Genomic DNA, 20,322 nt, shown 5'->3' with positions numbered 1-20,322 from the left:
CGCCTCGATCCGTAGGGGGATCCATGGGCATCCATTTCGGCGGCGACTACAACCCCGAGCAGTGGCCCGAGGAGGTGTGGGCCGAGGATCTGAAGCTGATGAAGGCGGCCCACGTCACCATGGTCACCGCCGGGATCTTCTCCTGGGCGAAGGTCGAACCCCGGCCCGGGCAGTGGGACTTCGACTGGTTCGACCGCGTCATGGACGGCCTGGCGGGCGCCGGGATCGCCGTCTGCCTGGCGACCATGACCGCCTCCCCGCCCCCCTGGCTCTCCCACGCGCACCCCGGGATCCTGCCCGAGGGCCCCGACGGACAGCGCCGCTGGCCCGGCGGCCGGCAGCACTACTGCCCCTCCAGTCCCGTCTACCGCGCCCACGCCGTACGCCTCGTCGAGCAGCTCGCCACCCGCTACGCCGGCCACCCGGCCCTCGCCATGTGGCACGTGGGCAACGAGTACGGCTGCCACACCCGCCAGTGCTTCTGCGAGGTCTCCGCCGAGGACTTCCGGCGCTGGCTGCGCGAGCGCTACGGGAGCGTCGAGGCGCTCAACGCCGCCTGGTCGACGGCCTTCTGGTCGCAGGGCTACGGCACGTTCGACGAGGTACTGCCGCCGCGCACCGCCCCCACCTTCCCCAACCCGGCCCAGCAGCTGGACTACTGGCGCTTCGGCGACGAGGCGCTGCGCGCCTGCTACCTCGCCGAGAAGGAGGTCCTCACCCGCCTGACCCCCGAGGTGCCGGTCACCACCAATCTGATGCCGCAGCACAAGCCGGTCGACGCGTTCGCCTGGGCGCCGCACATGGACGCGATGGCGCTGGACTTCTACCAGGACCCGCACGCGCCCGACGACCACATCCGGGCGGGCTACGTCTTCGACCTGATGCGCTCGGCGCGTTCCGGCCAGCCGTGGCTGCTGCTCGAACAGGCGCCGAGCGCCGTCAACTGGCGGCCCCGCAACGGCCCCAAGCCGCCCGGCGCGATGCGGCTGTGGAGCTGGCAGGCCGTCGCCCAGGGCGCGGACGCGGTGCTGTACTTCCAGTGGCGGCAGTCGCTGGGCGGCGCGGAGAAGTTCCACTCGGCGATGCTGCCGCACGGCGGGACCGACACCCGGATCTTCCGGGAGGTGGCGACGCTGGGGCGGGAGCTGGCGTCGGTCCCGGACATCGAGGGGAGCCGGTCGCGGGCCGAGGTGGCGCTGCTGGCGGACTGGCACAGCTGGTGGGCGGTGGAGCTGGACTCCAAGCCGTCGACCGCGCTGGACCACTCCCGGATCGCGCTGGACCACTACCGGCCGCTGTTCGAGGCGGGCGTGGCGTGCGACGTGGTGCCGCCGCAGCGCGAACTGTCCGGCTACCGGCTGGTGGTCGTCCCCAATCTGTACCTGCTGACCGCGGCCGACGCCGAGCGGCTGGCGGCCTACGTACGCGGCGGTGGGCGGCTGCTGGTGTCGTTCTTCTCCGGGATCGTCGACGCGCACGACCGGGTGCACCCGGGCGGCTACCCGGCACCGCTGCGGGAGCTGCTGGGGCTGCGGGTGGAGGAGTTCTGGCCACTGGAAGCGGGCCGTACGGTCGGCATCGGCGACGGCGACTACGCGGGCCGTGCGGACCTGTGGTCGGAGGCCCTCGACCTCGAAGGCGCCGAGGCGCTGGCCCGTTTCACGGACGGTGACCTCGCCGGGCGGCCCGCGCTGACCCGGCACTCCTACGGGCAGGGCACCGTCTGGTACGTCGGCACCCGGCCGGAGCCGGCGCTGATGCGGGCCCTGCTGGACGACGTGCGGGAGGCGGCCGGGGCGGCGCCGGTGCTGCCGGGGCTGCCGGCCGGTGTCCAGGCCACCGTCCGCGAGGGCGCCTCCGGGCGGTACGTCTTCCTGCTCAACCACGGGGCGTCGGCGGTCGAGGTGGACCTGCCGGAGCCGCTGTACGACGCGCTGGCCGCCGCGGACGGACCGGCGCGGACGCCCGTCGGGCGGATCACGCTGGCCGCCCGGGGCGTGGCCGTGCTCACGGACGGCTGACGCCGCGCCCGCGGCGCCGGAGCCCCGGGGCGCGTCGCTCGAAGGACGGGCCCTACGGCACCGGCACCGAGGCCGCCGCGGCCGCCGCCTCCAGCTCGACCGGGCCGACCCCGGCCCGGCGGGCCAGCGCCACCGCCGCGAGGGTCGAGTGCACCCCGAGCTTGCCCAGGACGTTCTGCATGTGCGTACGGACGGTGTGCGGGGAGAGGAAGAGCCGCTCGGCGACCGCCTTGCGGCCCAGCCCCGCCACCATGCAGCGCAGCACCTCGCGCTCGCGCGGCGTCAGCGACTCCACCAGCCGCTCGCTCTCCGAGCGGTGTTTGCGGGCGGCCGTCAGCTCGCGCAGGACACCGGTCAGCAGTGCCGGCGGCAGATGCGTCTCGTCGCGCAGGACGCCGCGGATCACGGCCAGCAGCCGGGACAGCGAGCAGTCCTTGGCGACCCAGCCCGAGGCGCCGGCCTGCAGCGCGGCGGCCGCGCGGCGCGGGTCGTCGCGGTCGGCGAGGACGACCGTGCGCAGGTACGGGTGGCTGGTGCGCAGGCCGGACACCAGCGCGATGCCGTCGCGCGGGCAGGGGCGCGGGACGGCCTCCCGGGCCGGGCCCGGCGCCTGCGCGGGCACCGCGAGGAGCGGCGCGGCGAGGTCGGCGTCGGCGAGCAGCACGTCGAACCGGCGGCCGTCGGTGGCCGCCCGGTCCAGACTGCGCAGCGCGGCGGGCGCGCTGCCCGCCGCCGCGACGTCCACGTCCTGTTCCGCGGCGAGCGCGGCTGCCAGGGATTCGGCGAAGATGCGGTGGTCGTCGACCACCAGAACCCGGATGCGTTGCACAGAGACCCCCTGTCTCGGTGAACGGACCATAGCGGGCACGCCGCCCGGATTGAAGATCGCCTCAGCGAACACGGCCGCCGCCGTGCCGACATGACTACCCCCACCCGGGACGCCGTACCCGAACGGTCTCGCCCCCTGATCAGCACCGGCCCCCACCGGTGCAGTGTCTCAGCGTACGGACGGGGTGCGGCAAGGGAAGGTGATTGGCGAAACTCCTCCCCCGGCGGGGCCATTTGGCGGACGTCCGGTGGACGCGCGCCCGTCGTCCGCCCTGCTAGTCGAGCCGGCGTGCTCCCGCGCTCGGGACGGCCTCGAAGATGCGGGGGGCGGCGTGGCCGGCGGCCGCGAACGCCTCGGTGACGGCCGTGCCGACGGCCCGGGCGGCGGTCTCCTCGACGAGCACGATCGCCGAGCCGCCGAAGCCGCCGCCGGTCATCCGGGCGCCGAGGGCGCCGGCGGCGTTGGCGGTGTCGACGGCGAGGTCGAGTTCCCGGCAGGAGATCTTGAAGTCGTCGCGGAGCGAGGCGTGGCCGGCCGTCAACAGCGGGCCGATGGCGCGGGTGCGGCCCGCGTCCAGGCAGGCGACGACCTGTTCGACGCGGTGGTTCTCGGTGACGATGTGCCGGACCAGGGCCTGTACATCGGGCCGGTCGGCCAGTTTCGCCAGTGCCTCGGGCAGGTGCGGGGCGGCCACGTCGCGCAGGGCCCGTACGCCGAGCGCCCGCGCGCCGCTCTCGCAGCCGGCGCGCCGCTCGGCGTACGCGCCGTCGCCGAGCTCGTGCTGGACGCGGGTGTCGACCACCAGCAGCCGCAGTCCCTCCGCCGCCAGGTCGAAGGGGACCTGGCGGCGGGTGAGGTCGCGGGTGTCCAGGAACAGGGCGTGGCCCTCGGTGCAGCAGGCGGCCGCGGTCTGGTCCATGATCCCGCAGGGCACGCCGACGAAGGCGTTCTCGGCCCGCTGGGCGAGCTGCGCCAGCCGCTGCCGTTCCAGGCCGAGGCCGTAGAGGTCGTTGAGCGCGAGGGCGGTGGCGACCTCCAGGGCCGCGGAGGAGGACAGTCCGGCGCCGGTGGGCACCGTGCTGTCGTAGTGCAGGTCCGCGCCGCCCACGGGCAGGCCGGCCTCCCGCATCGCCCAGACGATGCCCGCCGGGTAGGCGGCCCAGCCGGCTCCGGGCGCCGGGCGCAGTTCGTCCAGGCGCAGTTCGACGATGCCGCCGTCGGCGCCGCCGGAGTGCAGCCGCAGCACCCCGTCGGTGCGGGGCGCGGCGGCGGCGAGGGTGGTGTGCGGGAGGGCCAGCGGCATCACGAAACCGTCGTTGTAATCGGTGTGTTCACCGATCAGGTTGACCCGGCCGGGCGCCGCCCAGATGCCCTGGGGGGCGGTGCCGTACACCGCGGCGAACCGCTCCGCGGTGTGCTGAGCGCCGTGCGGGCGCTCGGTGGTCGGGGTGGCGGCTCCGTGAGCGGACATCAGGGCCCCTTCGGCTCGTCGTGGTGGTGGGCGCGGTCGAGGTTCTGCGTGAACTGCCAGGCGTCGGCGACGATTCCGGCGAGGTCGGCGCGGCTGGGGCGCCAGCCGAGGCGGTCGACGGCGGTCTGCGCGGAGGCCACCAGGACGGCGGGGTCGCCGCCGCGGCGCGGGGCGGCGACCTCCGGGACGGGGTGGCCGGTGACCTTGCGGACGGTCTCGATGACCTCGCGTACGGAGAAGCCGTTGCCGTTGCCGAGGTTGCAGATCAGGTGCTCGCCGGCGGTGGCCGCGGTGAGGGCGAGCAGGTGGGCCTCGGCGAGGTCGGCGACGTGGATGTAGTCGCGGACGCAGGTGCCGTCGGGGGTGGGGTAGTCGTCGCCGTAGACGGAGATCGCCTCGCGCTTGCCCTGGGCGACCTGGAGGACGAGCGGGATGAGGTGCGACTCGGGGTCGTGCCGCTCGCCGCAGTCGCCGTAGGCGCCGGCGACGTTGAAGTAGCGCAGCGAGACGGCGGCCAGGCCGTGGGCGGCCGCCTCCCCGCTGATCATGTGGTCGACGGCGAGCTTGCTGGCGCCGTAGGGGGAGGTGGGGGCGGTCGGGTCGGACTCGGTGATCGGGGTGCTCACCGGCTCGCCGTAGGTCGCGGCGGTGGAGGAGAAGACGAGCTTGCGCACGCCCGCCGTGCGCATCGCCGCGAGCAGCTCCATGGTGCCGCCGACGTTGTTGTCCCAGTACTTCTCGGGCTTCACGACGGACTCGCCGACCTGCGAGAACGCGGCGAAGTGCAGCACCGCGTCGTAGGTGGAGTCCAGCCACCTGGCGGCGTCGCGGATGTCGCCCTCGATGAACTCGGCGCCGGCGGGGACGCCCGCGCGGAAGCCGGTGGAGAGGTTGTCCAGGACGGTCACGGCGTGGCCGGCCTCCAGCAGGTGCTGGGCCACCACGCTTCCGACGTAACCGGCCCCGCCCGTCACCAGGTACTTGCCAGACTCAGGCTTGCTCATGACTTGCTTGCTACCTCTCGCAGTCGCTCGGCCGCGGCCTCCGGCGGCACGTCGTTGATGAACACGTTCATGCCGGATTCGGAACCCGCGAGGAACTTCAGCTTGCCGGAAGTCCGTCGAATGGTGAAAAGCTCGAGGTGGAGTGCGAATTCGTCGCGCTGTGCGGCGCGCAGCGGAGCCTGGTGCCAGGCGGCGATGTACGGCGTCGGCGGGGTGTCCTGCCCGTCTTCCCCACCGTCGAAGATCCGGTCGAAGCGCCGCAATACTTCCAGATAGATCTGTGGGAATTCTGTGCGCGCGGCGTCGTCGAGGGCGAGCAGGTCGGGCACCCGGCGCCGGGGGTAGAGGTGCACCTCGTAGGGCCAGTGGGCGGCGTACGGGACGAAGGCCACCCAGTGCTCGCCCTCCAGGACGACGCGGCGGCCGTCGGCCAGCTCGTCGGCGACCACCTCGTCGAAGAGGTTGCCGCCGGTGGTCTCGCGGTGCGCGGCGAGGGAGCGCAGCATCCGCTCGGTGCGGGGGGTGGTGAAGGGGTAGGCGTAGATCTGGCCGTGCGGGTGGCCGAGGGTGACGCCGATCTCGCGGCCGCGGTTCTCGAAGCAGAAGACCTGCTCGACGCCGGGGAGTTGGGAGAGTTCGGCGGTGCGGTCGGTCCAGGCGGCGAGGACGAGCGCGGCCTGCTCCTCGGTGAGGTCGGCGAAGGACGCCGCGTGGTCGGGGGTGAAGCAGACGACCTCGCAGCGGCCGTGGTCGCCGGCGAGGGAGGGGAAGCGGTTCTCGAAGACGACGACGTCGTAGTCGGCGGCGGGGATCTCGGAGTGCCGGCCCTCGCGCGAGGGGCACAGCGGGCACTCGTCGGCCGGGGGGTGGTAGGTGCGGGCCTGGCGGTGCGAGGCGACGGCGACCCGGTCGCCGAGGAGCCGGTCGTGGCGGATCTCGGAGGCGGTGGCGACGGGGTCGAGGGGGCGCGGGTCGGGGGCATCGCGTACGACGTCGTCACGCGAGTCGTAGTAGATCAGCTCCCGGCCGTCCGCGAGCCGGGTCGTCGTCTTCTTCACCGGGAGCTCCTCATCGCACACACCACCGCCGAGCAAACACAAACAAACACAATGAAGCACAACTAAACACTGCCGTCAATGTCGCCCGTACGGGCCGTCCAGGCCACCCCATACCGGCGCATACCGGGCTGTCGCATCACGATCCAACAACTCGATCGAACAAAAGTGTTCAGTTTCTGACCGGCCGCGCGTAGCTTTCTGTGCGTTCAGTTCGCACGCAATGACGCGTCCTCCGGGGGCGACCCCGGACCCCCGGAAGTGAGCTCCGACATGATCACCCTGGCCGAAGGGCTACGGCTCCCCACCAACGGGCTCGACTACACGATCCTGGCCCTCTACTTCATCGTCGTCCTCGGCATCGGATTCGCGGCCAAACGGAGCGTGCGGACGAGCCTGGACTTCTTCCTCTCCGGGCGGTCACTGCCCGCCTGGGTCACCGGCCTGGCCTTCGTCGCCGCCAACCTCGGCGCCACCGAGATCCTCGGCATGGCCGCCAACGGCGCGCAGTACGGGGCCTACACCGTCCACTGGTACTGGATCGGCGCCATCCCGGCGATGGTCTTCCTCGGCCTGGTGATGATGCCGTTCTACTACGGCTCCAAGGTCCGCTCGGTGCCCGAGTTCCTGCTGCACCGCTTCGGCCCCTCCTCGCACCTGCTCTCCTCGATCATCTTCGCCGTCTCGTCCGTTCTGATCGCGGGCGTGAACCTCTACGCGATGGCGATCGTGCTGCAGGCGCTGCTCGGCTGGCCGCAGTGGGTGGCCATCGTGGTCGCCGGCTTCTTCGTGCTGGCGTACATCACCATCGGCGGCCTGTCCTCGGCGATCTACAACGAGGTGCTGCAGTTCTTCGTCATCCTGGCCGCGCTGATCCCGCTGACCGTCGTCGGCCTCAAGCGCGTCGGCGGCTGGGACGGCCTCACCCACTCGCTGACCTCCTCGCACGGCGACGCGTTCCTGACCGCCTGGAAGGGCACCGGCATCGGTGAGGGCAACCCGCTCGGCGCGAACTGGCTCACCATCGTCCTCGGCCTCGGCTTCGTGATGAGCTTCGGCTACTGGACCACCAACTTCGCCGAGGTGCAGCGCGCGCTGTCCGCGAAGAACCTCTCCGCCGCCAGGCGCACCCCGCTGATCGCCGCCTTCCCCAAAATCTTCATACCCATGGTCGTCGTGGTGCCCGGCCTGATCGCGCTGGTCATGGAGCCGACGCTGGGCAAGTCCAAGGACGGGCTGCAGTACAACGACGCCATCCCGGTGCTGATGCGCGACCTGCTCCCCAACGGCGTGCTCGGCATCGCCGTGACCGGTCTGCTCGCCGCCTTCATGGCCGGTATGGCCGCCAACGTCTCGTCCTTCAACACGGTCTTCACCAACGACATATGGGCCGCGTACCTGAAGAAGGGCCGCAAGGACGCGTACTACCTGAGGACGGGCCGGGTGGTGACCGCGGTCGGCGTGCTGATCGGCATGGGCACCGCGTTCATCGCCTCGTCCTTCAGCAACATCATGAACTACCTCCAGACGCTGTTCTCCTTCTTCAACGTCCCCCTGTTCGTGGTCTTCATCATCGGCATGTTCTGGAAGCGGACCAGCGCCGCCGCCGGGTTCTGGGGCCTGTTGTCCGGCACCGCCGCCGCGATGGTCAACTACTTCTGGTTCTACAAGCAGGGCATCATCGCGATCCCCTCCGACCAGGGCGCCAACTTCGTCTCCTCGATCGTCGCCTTCGTCGTCGGCGCGCTGGTGATGGTCGTGGTCACCCTGGTCACCAAGCCCCGGCCCGCCGAGTCGCTGGCCGGACTGGTCTACGGCACGAGGTCCCCCGGCATGGAGGAGCTGCCCGCCGAGGGCGACGACGCCTGGTACCGCAGGCCGGCCCTGCTGGGCTGGGGCGCGGTCGTCCTCGCCGCCGTCTGCTACATCCCGTTCTCCTTCTGACACCGGCCCCACACCAGCGGAGTTGACCCACCATGAGTGACCACCAGCACGAGGTCGAGGAGCTGGAACGCGAATCGGCGACCGCCGCGCGGCTCTTCGACGTACGGCGCATCATCGGCGGCCTGTTCGTCGTCTACGGCGTGATCGTCACCATCGCCGGGCTGACGGCCGGCGACGCGGACCTCAAGAAGGCCCAGGACATCAACATCAACCTGTGGACCGGCCTGGGCATGCTCGCCCTCGGCCTGTTCTTCCTGGTCTGGCTGAAGCTGCGGCCGGCCGTCCCGCCGACCGCTGCGGAACTGGCGGCGGCTGCCGAGGACGGGCCCGCGGAGGGCTGAACCGGGCGTCGCTCACCCGGACTGCCGCGGCGGGGCCGGATCCTCCGGTCCCGCCGTCGCCGTCCGCGCGGCCCGGCCGCCGCCCGCCCGGTCCAGCAGCCCGGTACGCGCCGCCAGCGCGGCCGCCTCCAGCCGGGACCCCACCTCCAGCTTCATCAGCACCCGCTGGACATGCGTACGCGCCGTACTCGGCGCGATGTCCATCCCGGCCGCGATCAACCGGGTGTCCTCGCCGTCCGCGACCCGCATCAGCACCTCGACCTCGCGCGGGGTGAGCAGCTCCAGCAGCCGCGCGCCCTCGTCGTCCGGCTGCGCCGCGGGGTGCAGCAACTCCTCGAAAGCCTGCTGCAACAGCTGCGGCGAGACCGCCGACTCCCCCGCCCGCGCCTTCATCATGGCGCGCTCCACGCCCTCGATCCGCTCGTCGTTGCGGACGTACCCCGACGCCCCGGCCGCGAAGGCCGCGGCGATCCCGCGCGGGCTGGGCACCGGCCCCAGCACCACCACCGCGACCTGCGGCCGCTCCTTCTTGATCCGCACGACCGGGTCGAACGCGCCCGGCTGGGCGGGCTGCGCGGTGCCCAGCAGGCACACCTCCGGCGCCCGGCTCACCACCAGGTCCGCGGCCCCCGCGCTCGGCGCGGCGGCCGCCAGCACACGGTGCCCGCGCAGCTTCAGCGCCGAGGCGAGCGCCTCCGCGAGCAGACGGTGATCGTCGACCACCATGAGCCGCACGCCCATCGAGCAACCCCCTCCACCCCGGCGGGCCCCCGCGCGGCCCCGGCCGGGCCACTCGTCCCCGGGAAGCTACACGCTCGACTGCCGAAGCGCGCCCCCTACCGGGGAGAAGACCCCCGGAATGCTGGAATCCCGCCCATTCGGGGCCGATTGGCGCTGTCCACGCCCGGTCCCGGGACGTGCCCCTACTTGGCGGGCGCCGTCTGGGGCCCCGCCGGCAGGGGCGGTCCGCCGGAGAGTCGCGCGGCGATGTCCTACGGAGCGGCTGGTCGCGCCCCCACCGCACCGCTCATTCGTCAGGCCGTTCGCCGACCCGTACCTTCGCGAACTCCCGCTCCCTGTTTGAAAATAAAAAGAACCCCTGGCCGGTTTCTCGTCCGAATACCCCCGTCGGCGTTGTCAGTGCCGTATGCCAAGGTGGTCTGAGCAGATGAGGTGAAATTCGGGGGAGGGCCCGCCATGTCATTGGCCGACGAAGTAGCGGCAGTTCATGCAGGACAGCCGAATCCGGCAGCGCTGGTAGGCGAGTTCCGGCGCACCCATGTCCTGATTCCGACGGCCGACGACACACTCCTCTCGACGGAGTCGGGCGGCATCCGCTGGCTCTGTGCCTTCACCGACGAGGACGCGCTGGCCCGTTTCGCCCTGTCCCGTGGCGGCGAGCCCGGCACGGAGTGGCGGTATGTGACCGCGTCCGGGGCTCGCGTCCTTGACGTGCTGATACCCGCGATCGAGGGGCCGACGGGGGTGGCTCTGGATGCGGGCAGTGAACAGGGTGCGCTGTTCCCGCCGATGGCCGGAATCGTGCCCGACAGCGCGGCCATGGATGGAGCCACGACTGACATACCGGACGCCGATGCGTCGTTCAGGGGGAAGGCGTAGAAATGGGCCTGGTGGGGGGAAACGGGTATCAGCTCGAGCCGGAGGCTTTTGAGCAGCTCACCAAGGGAATCAAAGCGGCCACCGCAGAACTCAAAGAGCTGGGCTTTGATGTGGAGGCCCAACTGGGCCGCGGTTTCGACAAATTGTCCCTGGACGGCATGGAATGCGGAGATGACGGTCTGGCCGCCGTCCTGGATTCCTTCTGCGACCGCTGGGGTTGGGGTGTCCGCACCCTGATGCAGGACGCCAACGAATTCTCCAAGAAGCTGGGCCTTACCGCCGGTCTCTACTACGAGCAGGAGCAGTACGTCTCGGACGCGCTGAAGCAGACCGTGAACGCGGCGATGGGCGACCCGAGCCTGAGCGCCGAGCAGCTGCACAAGAGGTCCTGGAGCCAGATCGGCGGGGACAACCCGATCACCCAGGTCGCGAACCCGGACTTCGACCCGACCTCCAAGGAGTCGAAGGAGGCGCATGGGCAGATGCTGCGGGCGGGAGAGGACCTGGCGGCGGACGTCGAGTCGATCCCTGACCGGATGAAGCATCCCTTCGACGGGGACCGAGCCGGGGTGACGACGGAGTTCCACGAGCCGAAGGGTTCGCAGGGCAAGGGGGACGACAAGTGAGCTGGGTCGGAGACACCTTCAACGCCATCGGCGAGGGCGCGAGCAAGGTCACGGGAGCCATCGAGCGCGGTGCGGGCGAACTGGTCGAGCACGGCTCGGACCTGGCCGGCGACGCGCTGGAGACGGTAGGGCTGGACGATGCGGCGCACGCCGTGCGCTCGACCGGGGCCGAGGTCGCCGGTGCCCTGGGCGCACATGTCGACGAACGCCAGTTGGGCGAGACCGAGGACCCCAAGGAACTCATCCACGGTGACGCCGAGAAGATCAACGAGTCGGCGTCCCACCTCAAGGACTTCTCCGCAGCCTTCGACCGGGTGGCCGACGGGATGCGCAAGCTCGGCTCGGGCCAGCACTGGAGCGGGAAGGCCGCCGATGCCTTCCGTGAGAAGTTCGACATGCATCCCAAGCAGTGGATGCATGCCGCCGACGCCTGTGACGATGCCTCCAAGGCGCTGAAGTCATATGCGCACACGGTCACTTGGGCGCAGGGCAAGGCGGCTGATGCGATCGAGAAGTACCGCAATGCGGTGGAGGCCACCCGGCGTTCGGTCGAGGAGTACAAGTCTCACGTCGAGACGTACAACGCGCAGGCCGAGGCATACAACGCCGCGCTCGAAGGGGGCCAGGACCCGGGCCCGAAGCCGGTCGAGCCGGTCGTGACGAAGGATCCGGGGGCGGAGGGGCGCGAGGCGGCCCAGGACCTGCTCAAGGACGCCCGCAGCCAGCGCAATGAAGCAGCCGAGCGGGCGGGCCGGGCCATCAAGGCGGCCTTGGCCCATGCTCCGGAGAAGCCCGCGCTGACGGAGCTGGCGGGTGCGGCGCTCAAGGACGGCGGTCAGGCGCTCGTCCTGGAGAACGCGCACGTCATGGGCGGTGCGCTCAAGGCCGGTGCGGAGACGCTGAAGCTGGGCCGGATGGTCAATCCGCTGGACCCGTACAACATCACCCACCCCTGGAAGTTCGCGGACAACACCGCCACCATGCTCATGGGCCTGGCCAAGGCCCCGCTGCACCCCATTGACACCGCCAAGGGGATGCTCGGCTCGGGCTGGGGCAGCGACCCCGGCGACGCGTGGGGCGCCTTCCTGCTCAACCTCGTCGGGGGCAAGGGCGCGGGCGGACTGGCCAAGGGGGCAGCCAAAGCCGGCGCAAAGGACGCTGCCGAGAGCGCGGCGCGTACTGCCGCGAGGGAGGGCGGCAAGCGCACCGTCCGGGACCGTATGCGCACCGCCTGGTGCAAAACCTTCGGCAGCGACCCCATCGACATGGCCACCGGCCGGATGCATCTGCCGCAGACCGACGTCACCCTGCCCGGCAGCCTCCCGCTCGCCTTCACCCGTACCTTCGAGTCGTCCTACCGCACCGGCCGCTGGTTCGGCCCGACCTGGATGTCCACGGTCGACCAGCGGCTGGAGATCGACTCCGAGGGCGTCATCCTGATCGGCGAGGAAGGCAACTTCCTCCTCTACCCCCACCCCGCCGTCGGCGTCCCCACCCGCCCGGCAGAGGGCGACGGCGCGCCGCTCGAACTCACCCCGGACGGCGACTACCTCCTGGCCGACCCGGTCACCGGCATCCGCCGCTACTTCACCACCTACACCGACAACCTCGCCGTCCTGGACGAGATATCCGACCGGCACGGCAACCACCACACCTTCGACCACACCGACGACGGCACCCCGACCGCCATCACCCACAGCGCCGGCTACCGCCTCCTGCTCACCACCGACGCCGGCCGCATCACCGCCCTGCACCTGGCCGGCGCCGCCCCCGACGGCAGCGACCAACTCCTGGTCACCTACGGCTACGACGAGGCCGGCAACCTGGCCACCGTCACCAACTCCTCCGGCCTCCCGCTGCGCTTCACCTACGACGACGCCGGCCGCATCACGTCCTGGACCGACACCAACAACAGCAGCTACCACTACGTCTACGACGAGCAGGACCGCTGCACCTCACAGGGCGGCATCGCAGGCCACCTGAGCGGCGCCTTCACCTGGGGCGACCCCGACCCGCTCACCGGCCTGCGCACCAACTACCACCGCGACTCCCTCGGCCAGGTCATCACCTACCAGGTCAACGACCACCACCACATCGTCGCGACCACCGACGCCACCGGTGCCACCACCCGCACGGTCCGCGACGCCGGTCACCGCATCCTGTCCACCACGGACCCCCTGGGCCGCACCACCACCCTCGACTACGACGACGCCGGCCGGCCGACCACTGTCACCCTCCCCGACGGGTCCACGTCCTCCACCACCTACGACGCCGACGGCAACCCGCTGACCGTCACCGCCCCCGACGGCACCACTTGGACCCACACCTACGACGCGGCCGGCAACCGCACCTCGTCGACCGACCCCACGGGCGCCACCACGCGCTACACCCACGACGCCCGCGGCAACCTCACCTCCCTCACCGACGCCCTGGGCAACACCACCCACCTCTACTGCAACAAGGCGGGCCTCCCCCTCTCGGTCACCGACCCCCTCGGCGCGGTCACCCACTACCGCCGCGACGCCTTCGGCCGTACCACCTCCGTCACCGACGCCCTGGGCGAGACCACCCACATGGTGTGGACCGTCGAAGGCAAACTCGCCGCCCGCATGGACCCCACCGGCGCCACCGAGGAATGGACCTACGACGGCGAAGGCAACCGCACCTCACACACCGACGCCATCGGCCAGACCACCCGTTACGAATACGGCCACTTCGACCTCCTGGTGGCCCGCACCGACCCCGACGGCGTCCGCCACGAATTCACCCACGACACCGAACTCCGCCTCACCCAGGTCGCCAACCCCCAGGGCCTGACCTGGAACTACACCTACGACCCCGCCGGTCGCCTGGCCTCCGAGACGGACTTCGACAACCGAACCCTCACCTACACCCACGACCCGGCGGGCCAACTGCGGACCCGTACCAACACCCTCGGCGAGGTCACCAGCTACACCCGCGACATCCTCGGCCGCATCACACACAAGGACGCCGCGGGCCTCGTCACCACCTACACCCACGACACCTCCGGCAACCTCCACCAGGCCGCCAATTCCGACGCCACCGTCACCTACACCCGCGACACCCTCGGCCGCGTCACCGCCGAATCCGTCAACGGCCGCACCATGACGTTCACCTACGACGCCCTGGGCCGCCGCACCTCCCGCACCACCCCCACCGGCCACACCACCACCTACACCTACGACGCCGCCGGCAACCGCACCGCCATGGACATCGCCGGCCACGTCCTCACCTTCGACCACGACGCCACCGGCCAGGAACTCACCCGCACCATCGGCGACAACCTCCAGCTCACCCACACCTGGGACCCCACCGGCCGCCTCACCGCCCAATCCCTCACCACCACCGCCACCGGCACCCTCCAAAACCCCACCACCCCCGCCACCGAGGTCCAGCAGGTCCTCCAGCGCGCCTACACCTACCGCCCCGACGGCCACCTCACGGCCATCGACGACTCCCACACCGGCCGCCGCACCTTCGACCTCGACCGCGCCGGCCGCGTCACCGCCGTCCACGCCACCGACTGGACCGAGACCTACGCCTACGACGCAGCCGGCAACCAAACCCACGCCACCTGGCCCGACCGCCACCCCAACCCCTCAGCCCGCGGCGACCGCACCTACACCGGCACCAACATCACCCGCGCCGGCCGCATCCGCTACGAACACGACCCCCTCGGCCGCGTAACCCTCCGCCAGAAGACTCGTGTTTCCCGCAAGCCCGACACCTGGCGCTACACCTGGAATGCGGAAGACCGCCTCACGTCCGTCGTCACCCCTGACGACACTACTTGGCGCTACCTCTACGACCCCCTAGGTCGTCGCGTAGCGAAGCAGCGCCTAGAGCAGAACGGCCAATCGGTCACTCAACAGACGGAATTTACTTGGGACGGCACAACACTCTCCGAACAATCAACCTACACGCCAGGGGAGTGTGAAGCAATCTCCCTTACCTGGGATTACGGGGGTCTATCCCCGTTGACTCAGGCAGAACGCAAAACCACGTCGTCCATCAACGCTCCCCGACTCGACATCGACCAACGATTCTTCGCCATCGCCACCGACCTCATCGGCACTCCAATCGAACTGATCGACACCGATGGCTCCATCGCCTGGCGCTCCCGCAGCACCCTCTGGGGCGCCACAACCTGGAACCGTCGCGCCACGGGCTACACTCCCCTCCGCTTCCCCGGCCAATATTTCGACTCCGAAACTCAACTACATTACAACTTCCACCGCTATTACGATCCAAATGCGTACCGCTATTCGTCCCCTGATCCGCTCGGCCTGAGCCCGTCACCTAACCCCTCTACTTATGTGGGAAATCCTCACACATCAGTAGACCCAATGGGGCTCAAGTGCGAGCCCGGACGCCCCTCCCTGAACGATCTAGGGAAAGCAGGGAAGGATGAATTCGGGAATTACAATCACGGCTCCATGGATGCGCAGCAGCTCGCAGAACAACTGCGCCACGAATCAGCCAGCTCTCCGTTCCGCGAAGATGGATTCCTAACCGATCAGGCGATCAAGGACTCCAGGTTGATCATTTCAGGAGATAGACTAGGAAATCCTCACCTAACCGGCGAAGGTGGGTTGCTGCACCAGCAGCCCGGAAAACTTAGCGACTGGGGAAAATACACCTCGCCGCGATACTCTAGCCCTCAAGGCGGATTCGAAGTTCACTACTACATGAATAAAAAGACCGGCCAAATTCTTCTGTACGACTACAAGGCGAAACTTGGAGGCTGAAAAGTGAAAGTACGATTTACAGGATCCTCTTCCCTTGACGAAGAAATCACCCAAGGAGCGTCTTCCCTAACCCGAGGCAAGGAGTACTCGGTACTTGAAGTGTATGCCCAGCCTGATGGCCAGAATTACGTGCGCATCGAAAGCATCCCTCAGGAGCTCCCGGGGCTATTCGACACCCGACTCTTCGAAGTCTCACAAGCCGAAATCCCTCCGACTTGGAATACCTTCATCGACGCACATGGCGGGATTTCCATCTGCCCCGCTCCTTGGTTGACTCCCGGATTCTGGGAGAGCCTCATGGACAGGGAAGGCTGGGCCGTCGAGTGCTATGAGCGTGAAAAATCAAAGATCGATCCCAAATAGCAAGAGGTACCACTTTTGAGTGGATCTCACCTTTTTCACAGAGCAAGGTTCCATAGTGGATAAGGAATTCATTCCGGCGAAACGGGAAATCTGCCATCTGCAATGTGGACGGAGGTACGACAGAAGGTCAGATCGGGACTTTCTGCGACTGGTCCTATTCCTCCGCGAGCGGGAATGTCACGGAAGCTGACTCTGCGGAGCTGGCAAAATATCCACGGTCCATCCACTTGCAGCTCTCGCCGATGAGGCGGGCACGATTCGGAGGGGCACAGGAAGCCGGAGGGGCGGATGCTGGCCGGTTCTGAAGTACCGCCGATCACTGCTGGCCGGAAGACTCTTGTCGCGGTGACCGGCTGCTCTCCAAGGGGGCGCCGCCACGCCCATACGGCGTCGGTCCGGCCCCCTACGCCCCCTCCGCCAGCTCCAGCCACCGCATTTCCAGCTCGTCCTTCTCCGCGGTGAGCTCTCGGAGTTGGGCGTCGAGGCCGGCTACCTTTTCGAAGTCGGTGGCGTTTTCGGCGATCTGGGCGTGGAGTTTGCTCTCCTTGTCGCCGAGCTTGTCCAACTGGCGTTCGATCTTCTGGAGTTCCTTCTGGGCGGCGCGGTTGACGGCGGCGGCCTTCTTGGGGGGTGTGGCCTGTGGTGCGGGGGACGGTGTGGCGGCCTCGATGACCTTCTGGCGGCGTTCCAGGTACTCGTCCAGGCCGCGCGGCAGCATCCGCAGTGTGGCGTCGCCCAGCAGGGCCTGGACGCGGTCGGTGGTGCGCTCGATGAAGTACCGGTCGTGGCTGATGACGATGAGGGAGCCGGGCCAGCCGTCGAGCAGGTCCTCCAGCTGGGTCAGGGTCTCGATGTCGAGGTCGTTGGTGGGCTCGTCCAGGAAGAGGACGTTGGGCTCGTCCATGAGGAGGCGGAGGATCTGCAGGCGGCGGCGTTCACCGCCGGACAGGTCGCCGACCGGCGTCCACTGCTTCTCCTTGGTGAAGCCGAACTTCTCGCACAGCTGGCCCGCGGTCATCTCCCGGCCCTTGCCCAGGTCGACCCGGTCCCGCACCTGCTGGACGGCCTCCAGGACCCGCCAGGTGGGGTCGAGTTCGGCGACCTCCTGCGACAGGTAGGCCAGCTTGACGGTCTTGCCGACCGCGATCCGGCCACCGGCGGGCTGCGTCTCGCCGTGGGTGCGGGCCGCGTCGGCCAGTGCCCGCAGCAGCGAGGTCTTGCCGGCGCCGTTGACGCCGACCAGGCCGATCCGGTCGCCCGGCCCCAGCTGCCAGGTCAGGTGCTTGAGGAGGACCTTCGGCCCGGCCTGGACGGTGACGTCCTCCAGGTCGAAGACGGTCTTGCCGAGCCGCGAGCTGGCGAACTTCATCAGCTCGGCACTGTCCCGCGGCGGCGGCACATCGGCGATCAGCTCGTTGGCGGCCTCGATCCGGAAGCGGGGCTTGCTCGTACGGGCCGGGGCGCCGCGCCGGAGCCAGGCCAGCTCCTTGCGCATCATGTTCTGCCGCTTGGTCTCCTCGGAGGCCGCGATCCGCTCCCGCTCGGCCCGCGCGAAGACGTAGTCGCTGTAGCCACCCTCGTACTCGTGGACGTCGCCGCGCTGGACGTCCCACATCCGCGTGCAGACCTGGTCGAGGAACCACCGGTCGTGGGTGACGACGACCAGGGCGGAGCGGCGGACCTGGAGGTGCCGCGCCAGCCAGGAGATACCTTCGACGTCGAGGTGGTTGGTGGGCTCGTCGAGGACGATCAGGTCCTGCTCGGCGATCAGCAGCTTGGCGAGCGCGATGCGGCGCCGCTCACCGCCGGACAGCGGGCCGATGACGGTGTCCAGGCCCTTGTCGAAGCCCGGCAGGTGCAGGTCGCCGAAGAGGCCGGTCAGTACGTCGCGGATCTTGGCGTTGCCGGCCCACTCGTGGTCGGCGAGGTCGCCGATGACCTCGTGGCGGATGGTGGCGGCCGGGTCGAGGGAGTCGTGCTGGGTCAGCACCCCGAGCCGCAGGCCGCCGGAGTGGGTGACCCGGCCGTCGTCGGCGCTCTCCAGCTTGGCGAGGATCCGGATCAGGGTGGTCTTGCCGTCGCCGTTGCGCCCGACGACGCCGATCCGGTCCCCCTCGTTGACGCCGAGGGAGACACCGTCGAGCAGGGCACGGGTTCCGTAGACCTTGCCGACGGCTTCCAGATTGACGAGGTTGACGGCCATCTCACTCCTGCGCTTCGGGTCGATCGACCTTCCCAGCCTAGTCGGCGCGCGGAAGCCTCCGACCCGGAGCGGAGGTCCCCACCACCGCGGACCGGCAGCTGGGTAGCCGGTGCCCCCGGCGCGGGCCGGCACCTGGGTGTCCGATGAGTAGCCGTACCCATGGCGGCGGCCTGCGGCGGGCATACCTTTTGCACCATGAACAACGACCAGGCACCGGCCGTGCTCCCGCCCCTCGACGGGCCCCGGCACGGGATGGGCGCCGTCCTGGGCCGTCTCGTCGTCGGCCTGCTCCTGCTGGTGGGCGCCGGGCTCACCGCGGTGATCGTGCCGCTGTTCGTCATGGCCAGCGACAACTGCTTCGAGGGCGACGCCCGCCCGATCTGCTCGACGGGCGGCCAGCAGACCGTCGCCTTCCTGCCGGTCGCCGCCGCCGTCACGGCCGCGGTGCTGACCGTCATCGGCATCGGCAGCCGGCGCACGGCGGGTGTGGTCTGCCTGCTCGCCGCGCCCTGCGTGCTGGCCCTCGCCTGGCTGGTGTCGCTGGGCATCGCGGGCGCCTGAGAAGGTCGCCGGGCGTCGCATCGCGGGCGCCTGACGGAGGTCGCCGGTCGTCGCGGGCGCCTGAGGAGGTCGCCTGGCACCGCACGGCGGGCGCCCGGCGAGCGCGGCCGCCCGTCCGCTAGCGTCCCGTACATGACATCCGACACAGGCACGGCGGTGGAGACGGTACGGGGGCTGGTCTACGGCCCGGGCGGCAAGCGGCTGGACGTGTACCGCCCGGCGGCGGCCCGGCCGGCGGGGACCGTGCTGCTCTGGCACGGCATCGGCCCCGACGAGCGGGACGTCCTGGAACCGCTGGCCCGGACGGCCGCGGCACGGGGACTGCTGGTGCTCGTACCGGACTGGGCCTCGGACGCCGCGGACCGCGGCCGGTCGCAGCTGCTGGAGTCGCTGGCGTTCGTCCGCGCGGGGGCGGCCGGGCTGGGCGGTGACGGGGAGTCGCTCGTGCTGGCCGGCTGGTCGGCCGGGGCGGGCGCGGCGCTGGGCGTCGCGCTGCGGCCCGAGGTCGCCGGCGGGTGGCGGCCCGCCGCGGTGGTCGGCGTCGCGGGCCGCTACGACCTGCCGGCGATCACCACCGGCGAGGGCTCGCTGGCCGACGTCGCCGACGGCCTGGACCCGGCCGTCCCGGTCCACCTGGTGCACGGCGGCCGGGACACCGTGGTGGACCCCCGCTGCTCCCGCGAGCTGGCCGAGGCACTGCGTACGGCGGGCCGGCCGGTGACGCTCCAGGAGCCGGACACCGACCACGCCGGCGTGATCATGACGGCGTACGACCCGGCGTCGGACCGCTGCCTGCCGACGACCGCGGAACCCGCGCTACGGGCGGGACAGTTGGTGGCGGAGGTACTGGCCGCGGCGGCCGGGAGCTAGCAAGCCCCGTTCTCCCGGGGCTCGGCGGACGGGCCGGTCAGCGCGCCACGCGGTGGCGGAGGTAGACGACTCGTGAGCTGAAGGTGCGGGTCTCGACGAGTTCGAGATCCACCCGGCGCTCGTGCCGGGGGAAGAACGAGATGCCACCGCCGACCAGCACCGGGTGGACCATGGCCCGGTACTCGTCGATCAGACCCGACGCGGCCGCTTCGGCGGCGAGGGTGGCGCCGCCGATCGCGATGTCGCCGTCCCCCGGCTCGGCCCGCAACCGCTCGATCTCCTCCACCAGGCCGCCGGAAGCCAGGCGGGCATTGCCCCGCACCTCCGACAGCGTGGTGGAGAACACCACCTTCGGGAGCGGCTTCCAGAGCGCGGTCCATTCGAGCATGGCGTCGTCGAGCGAGGGGTCCTGATCGGCGGTCTCCCAGTACAGCATCGTCTCGTACAGCCGTCGTCCCATCAGGTGGACGCCGACCTCCCGGATCTCGTCGATCCAGAAGCGGAAGACGTCGTCGTCCGGTTCCGACCAGTCGAAGCCGCCGTCCGGTCCGACGATGTAGCCGTCGAGTGAGACGCTCATCGAATAGGTCACGCTGCGCATCGGAAGCCCTCCTCGGTGACGGCTTCGACAGTACGGCTGCTGAA

Annotated in this window: 15 protein-coding genes; 8 read left to right on the top strand and 7 right to left on the bottom strand. The window is 70.2% G+C overall.

Annotated elements, in window-relative coordinates:
- The first annotated feature begins 23 nt into the window (after positions 1-23).
- A complete protein-coding gene (locus tag SL103_RS03615) occupies positions 24-2,021 on the top strand; it encodes a beta-galactosidase (protein ID WP_069567301.1) in 1,998 nt (665 codons plus the stop codon).
- Positions 2,022-2,073: 52 nt separating this feature from the next.
- On the opposite strand, the gene SL103_RS03610 is transcribed toward SL103_RS03615, so the two are convergent.
- The 4 genes from SL103_RS03610 to galT all read right to left on the bottom strand — a co-directional run bounded on the left by SL103_RS03610 (position 2,074) and on the right by galT (position 6,383).
- On the bottom strand, positions 2,074-2,850 hold the full coding sequence (locus tag SL103_RS03610; RefSeq protein WP_069567299.1) for a response regulator transcription factor: 777 nt from the start codon (positions 2,848-2,850) through the stop codon (positions 2,074-2,076).
- Positions 2,851-3,124: 274 nt separating this feature from the next.
- Positions 3,125-4,321, bottom strand: coding sequence for a galactokinase (gene galK, locus SL103_RS03605; RefSeq protein WP_069567297.1), 1,197 nt, complete (start codon positions 4,319-4,321; stop codon positions 3,125-3,127).
- The gene (gene galE, locus SL103_RS03600) at positions 4,321-5,325 is read right to left on the bottom strand and encodes a UDP-glucose 4-epimerase GalE (protein WP_069567295.1); all 1,005 of its coding nucleotides are present in this window, start codon (positions 5,323-5,325) and stop codon (positions 4,321-4,323) included. Before galE ends, galK begins: the two co-directional genes overlap by 1 nt.
- The gene (galT, locus tag SL103_RS03595; RefSeq protein WP_069567294.1) at positions 5,322-6,383 is read right to left on the bottom strand and encodes a galactose-1-phosphate uridylyltransferase; all 1,062 of its coding nucleotides are present in this window, start codon (positions 6,381-6,383) and stop codon (positions 5,322-5,324) included. Before galT ends, galE begins: the two co-directional genes overlap by 4 nt.
- 270 nt (positions 6,384-6,653) lie before the next feature.
- Between galT and SL103_RS03590 the strand changes: the two genes are divergently transcribed.
- Both SL103_RS03590 and SL103_RS03585 read left to right on the top strand, forming a co-directional pair.
- On the top strand, positions 6,654-8,324 hold the full coding sequence (locus SL103_RS03590; protein WP_069573364.1) for a sodium:solute symporter family protein: 1,671 nt from the start codon (positions 6,654-6,656) through the stop codon (positions 8,322-8,324).
- Positions 8,325-8,356: 32 nt separating this feature from the next.
- On the top strand, positions 8,357-8,665 hold the full coding sequence (locus SL103_RS03585) for a hypothetical protein (RefSeq protein ID WP_069567292.1): 309 nt from the start codon (positions 8,357-8,359) through the stop codon (positions 8,663-8,665).
- 12 nt (positions 8,666-8,677) lie between these two features.
- Here SL103_RS03585 and SL103_RS03580 read toward each other — a convergent pair whose 3' ends face one another.
- The gene (locus SL103_RS03580; protein WP_069567290.1) at positions 8,678-9,406 is read right to left on the bottom strand and encodes a response regulator transcription factor; all 729 of its coding nucleotides are present in this window, start codon (positions 9,404-9,406) and stop codon (positions 8,678-8,680) included.
- Positions 9,407-9,862: 456 nt separating this feature from the next.
- On the opposite strand from SL103_RS03580, the gene SL103_RS03575 reads away from it, so the two are divergent.
- The 3 genes from SL103_RS03575 to SL103_RS39150 are packed head-to-tail and all read left to right on the top strand — an operon-like array spanning position 9,863 to position 15,680.
- Positions 9,863-10,285, top strand: coding sequence for an SseB family protein (locus SL103_RS03575; protein WP_079145545.1), 423 nt, complete (start codon positions 9,863-9,865; stop codon positions 10,283-10,285).
- 2 nt (positions 10,286-10,287) lie between these two features.
- On the top strand, positions 10,288-10,911 hold the full coding sequence (locus SL103_RS03570) for a hypothetical protein (protein ID WP_244303832.1): 624 nt from the start codon (positions 10,288-10,290) through the stop codon (positions 10,909-10,911).
- Complete coding sequence (locus tag SL103_RS39150; RefSeq protein ID WP_079145544.1) at positions 10,908-15,680, top strand: putative T7SS-secreted protein; 4,773 nt, start codon at positions 10,908-10,910, stop codon at positions 15,678-15,680. Before SL103_RS03570 ends, SL103_RS39150 begins: the two co-directional genes overlap by 4 nt.
- Positions 15,681-16,446: 766 nt before the next feature.
- Here SL103_RS39150 and SL103_RS03560 read toward each other — a convergent pair.
- Positions 16,447-18,246: an ABC-F family ATP-binding cassette domain-containing protein gene (locus SL103_RS03560; RefSeq protein WP_069567288.1), complete on the bottom strand. Its 1,800-nt coding sequence runs from the start codon at positions 18,244-18,246 to the stop codon at positions 16,447-16,449.
- A gap of 195 nt (positions 18,247-18,441) precedes the next feature.
- On the opposite strand from SL103_RS03560, the gene SL103_RS03555 reads away from it, so the two are divergent.
- Together SL103_RS03555 and SL103_RS03550 are read left to right on the top strand one after the other, a co-directional pair.
- A complete protein-coding gene (locus SL103_RS03555) occupies positions 18,442-18,807 on the top strand; it encodes a hypothetical protein (RefSeq protein WP_069573357.1) in 366 nt (121 codons plus the stop codon).
- A 132-nt stretch (positions 18,808-18,939) separates the two neighbouring features.
- On the top strand, positions 18,940-19,677 hold the full coding sequence (locus tag SL103_RS03550; RefSeq protein WP_069567286.1) for an alpha/beta hydrolase family protein: 738 nt from the start codon (positions 18,940-18,942) through the stop codon (positions 19,675-19,677).
- A 37-nt stretch (positions 19,678-19,714) separates the two neighbouring features.
- Here the strand turns inward: SL103_RS03550 and SL103_RS03545 are convergent, their stop codons facing one another.
- On the bottom strand, positions 19,715-20,278 hold the full coding sequence (locus tag SL103_RS03545; RefSeq protein WP_069567284.1) for a dihydrofolate reductase family protein: 564 nt from the start codon (positions 20,276-20,278) through the stop codon (positions 19,715-19,717).
- Positions 20,279-20,322: the final 44 nt, after the last annotated feature.

This window comes from Streptomyces lydicus (assembly GCF_001729485.1).
GTDB classification, from domain to species: domain Bacteria; phylum Actinomycetota; class Actinomycetes; order Streptomycetales; family Streptomycetaceae; genus Streptomyces; species Streptomyces lydicus_D.
This window is presented reverse-complemented; position numbering and strand designations above follow the sequence as displayed.

What these genes read in the sequence shown, in the direction of transcription:
- SL103_RS03615 (WP_069567301.1), top strand. Translation starts at nt 24, where the DNA reads ATGGGCATCCATTTCGGCGGCGACTACAACCCCGAGCAGTGGCCCGAG.
- galK (WP_069567297.1), bottom strand. Translation starts at nt 4,321, where the DNA reads ATGTCCGCTCACGGAGCCGCCACCCCGACCACCGAGCGCCCGCACGGC.
- galE (WP_069567295.1), bottom strand. Translation starts at nt 5,325, where the DNA reads ATGAGCAAGCCTGAGTCTGGCAAGTACCTGGTGACGGGCGGGGCCGGT.
- SL103_RS03590 (WP_069573364.1), top strand. Translation starts at nt 6,654, where the DNA reads ATGATCACCCTGGCCGAAGGGCTACGGCTCCCCACCAACGGGCTCGAC.
- SL103_RS03585 (WP_069567292.1), top strand. Translation starts at nt 8,357, where the DNA reads ATGAGTGACCACCAGCACGAGGTCGAGGAGCTGGAACGCGAATCGGCG.
- SL103_RS03580 (WP_069567290.1), bottom strand. Translation starts at nt 9,406, where the DNA reads ATGGGCGTGCGGCTCATGGTGGTCGACGATCACCGTCTGCTCGCGGAG.
- SL103_RS03575 (WP_079145545.1), top strand. Translation starts at nt 9,863, where the DNA reads ATGTCATTGGCCGACGAAGTAGCGGCAGTTCATGCAGGACAGCCGAAT.
- SL103_RS03570 (WP_244303832.1), top strand. Translation starts at nt 10,288, where the DNA reads ATGGGCCTGGTGGGGGGAAACGGGTATCAGCTCGAGCCGGAGGCTTTT.
- SL103_RS03560 (WP_069567288.1), bottom strand. Translation starts at nt 18,246, where the DNA reads ATGGCCGTCAACCTCGTCAATCTGGAAGCCGTCGGCAAGGTCTACGGA.
- SL103_RS03555 (WP_069573357.1), top strand. Translation starts at nt 18,442, where the DNA reads ATGAACAACGACCAGGCACCGGCCGTGCTCCCGCCCCTCGACGGGCCC.
- SL103_RS03550 (WP_069567286.1), top strand. Translation starts at nt 18,940, where the DNA reads ATGACATCCGACACAGGCACGGCGGTGGAGACGGTACGGGGGCTGGTC.
- SL103_RS03545 (WP_069567284.1), bottom strand. Translation starts at nt 20,278, where the DNA reads ATGCGCAGCGTGACCTATTCGATGAGCGTCTCACTCGACGGCTACATC.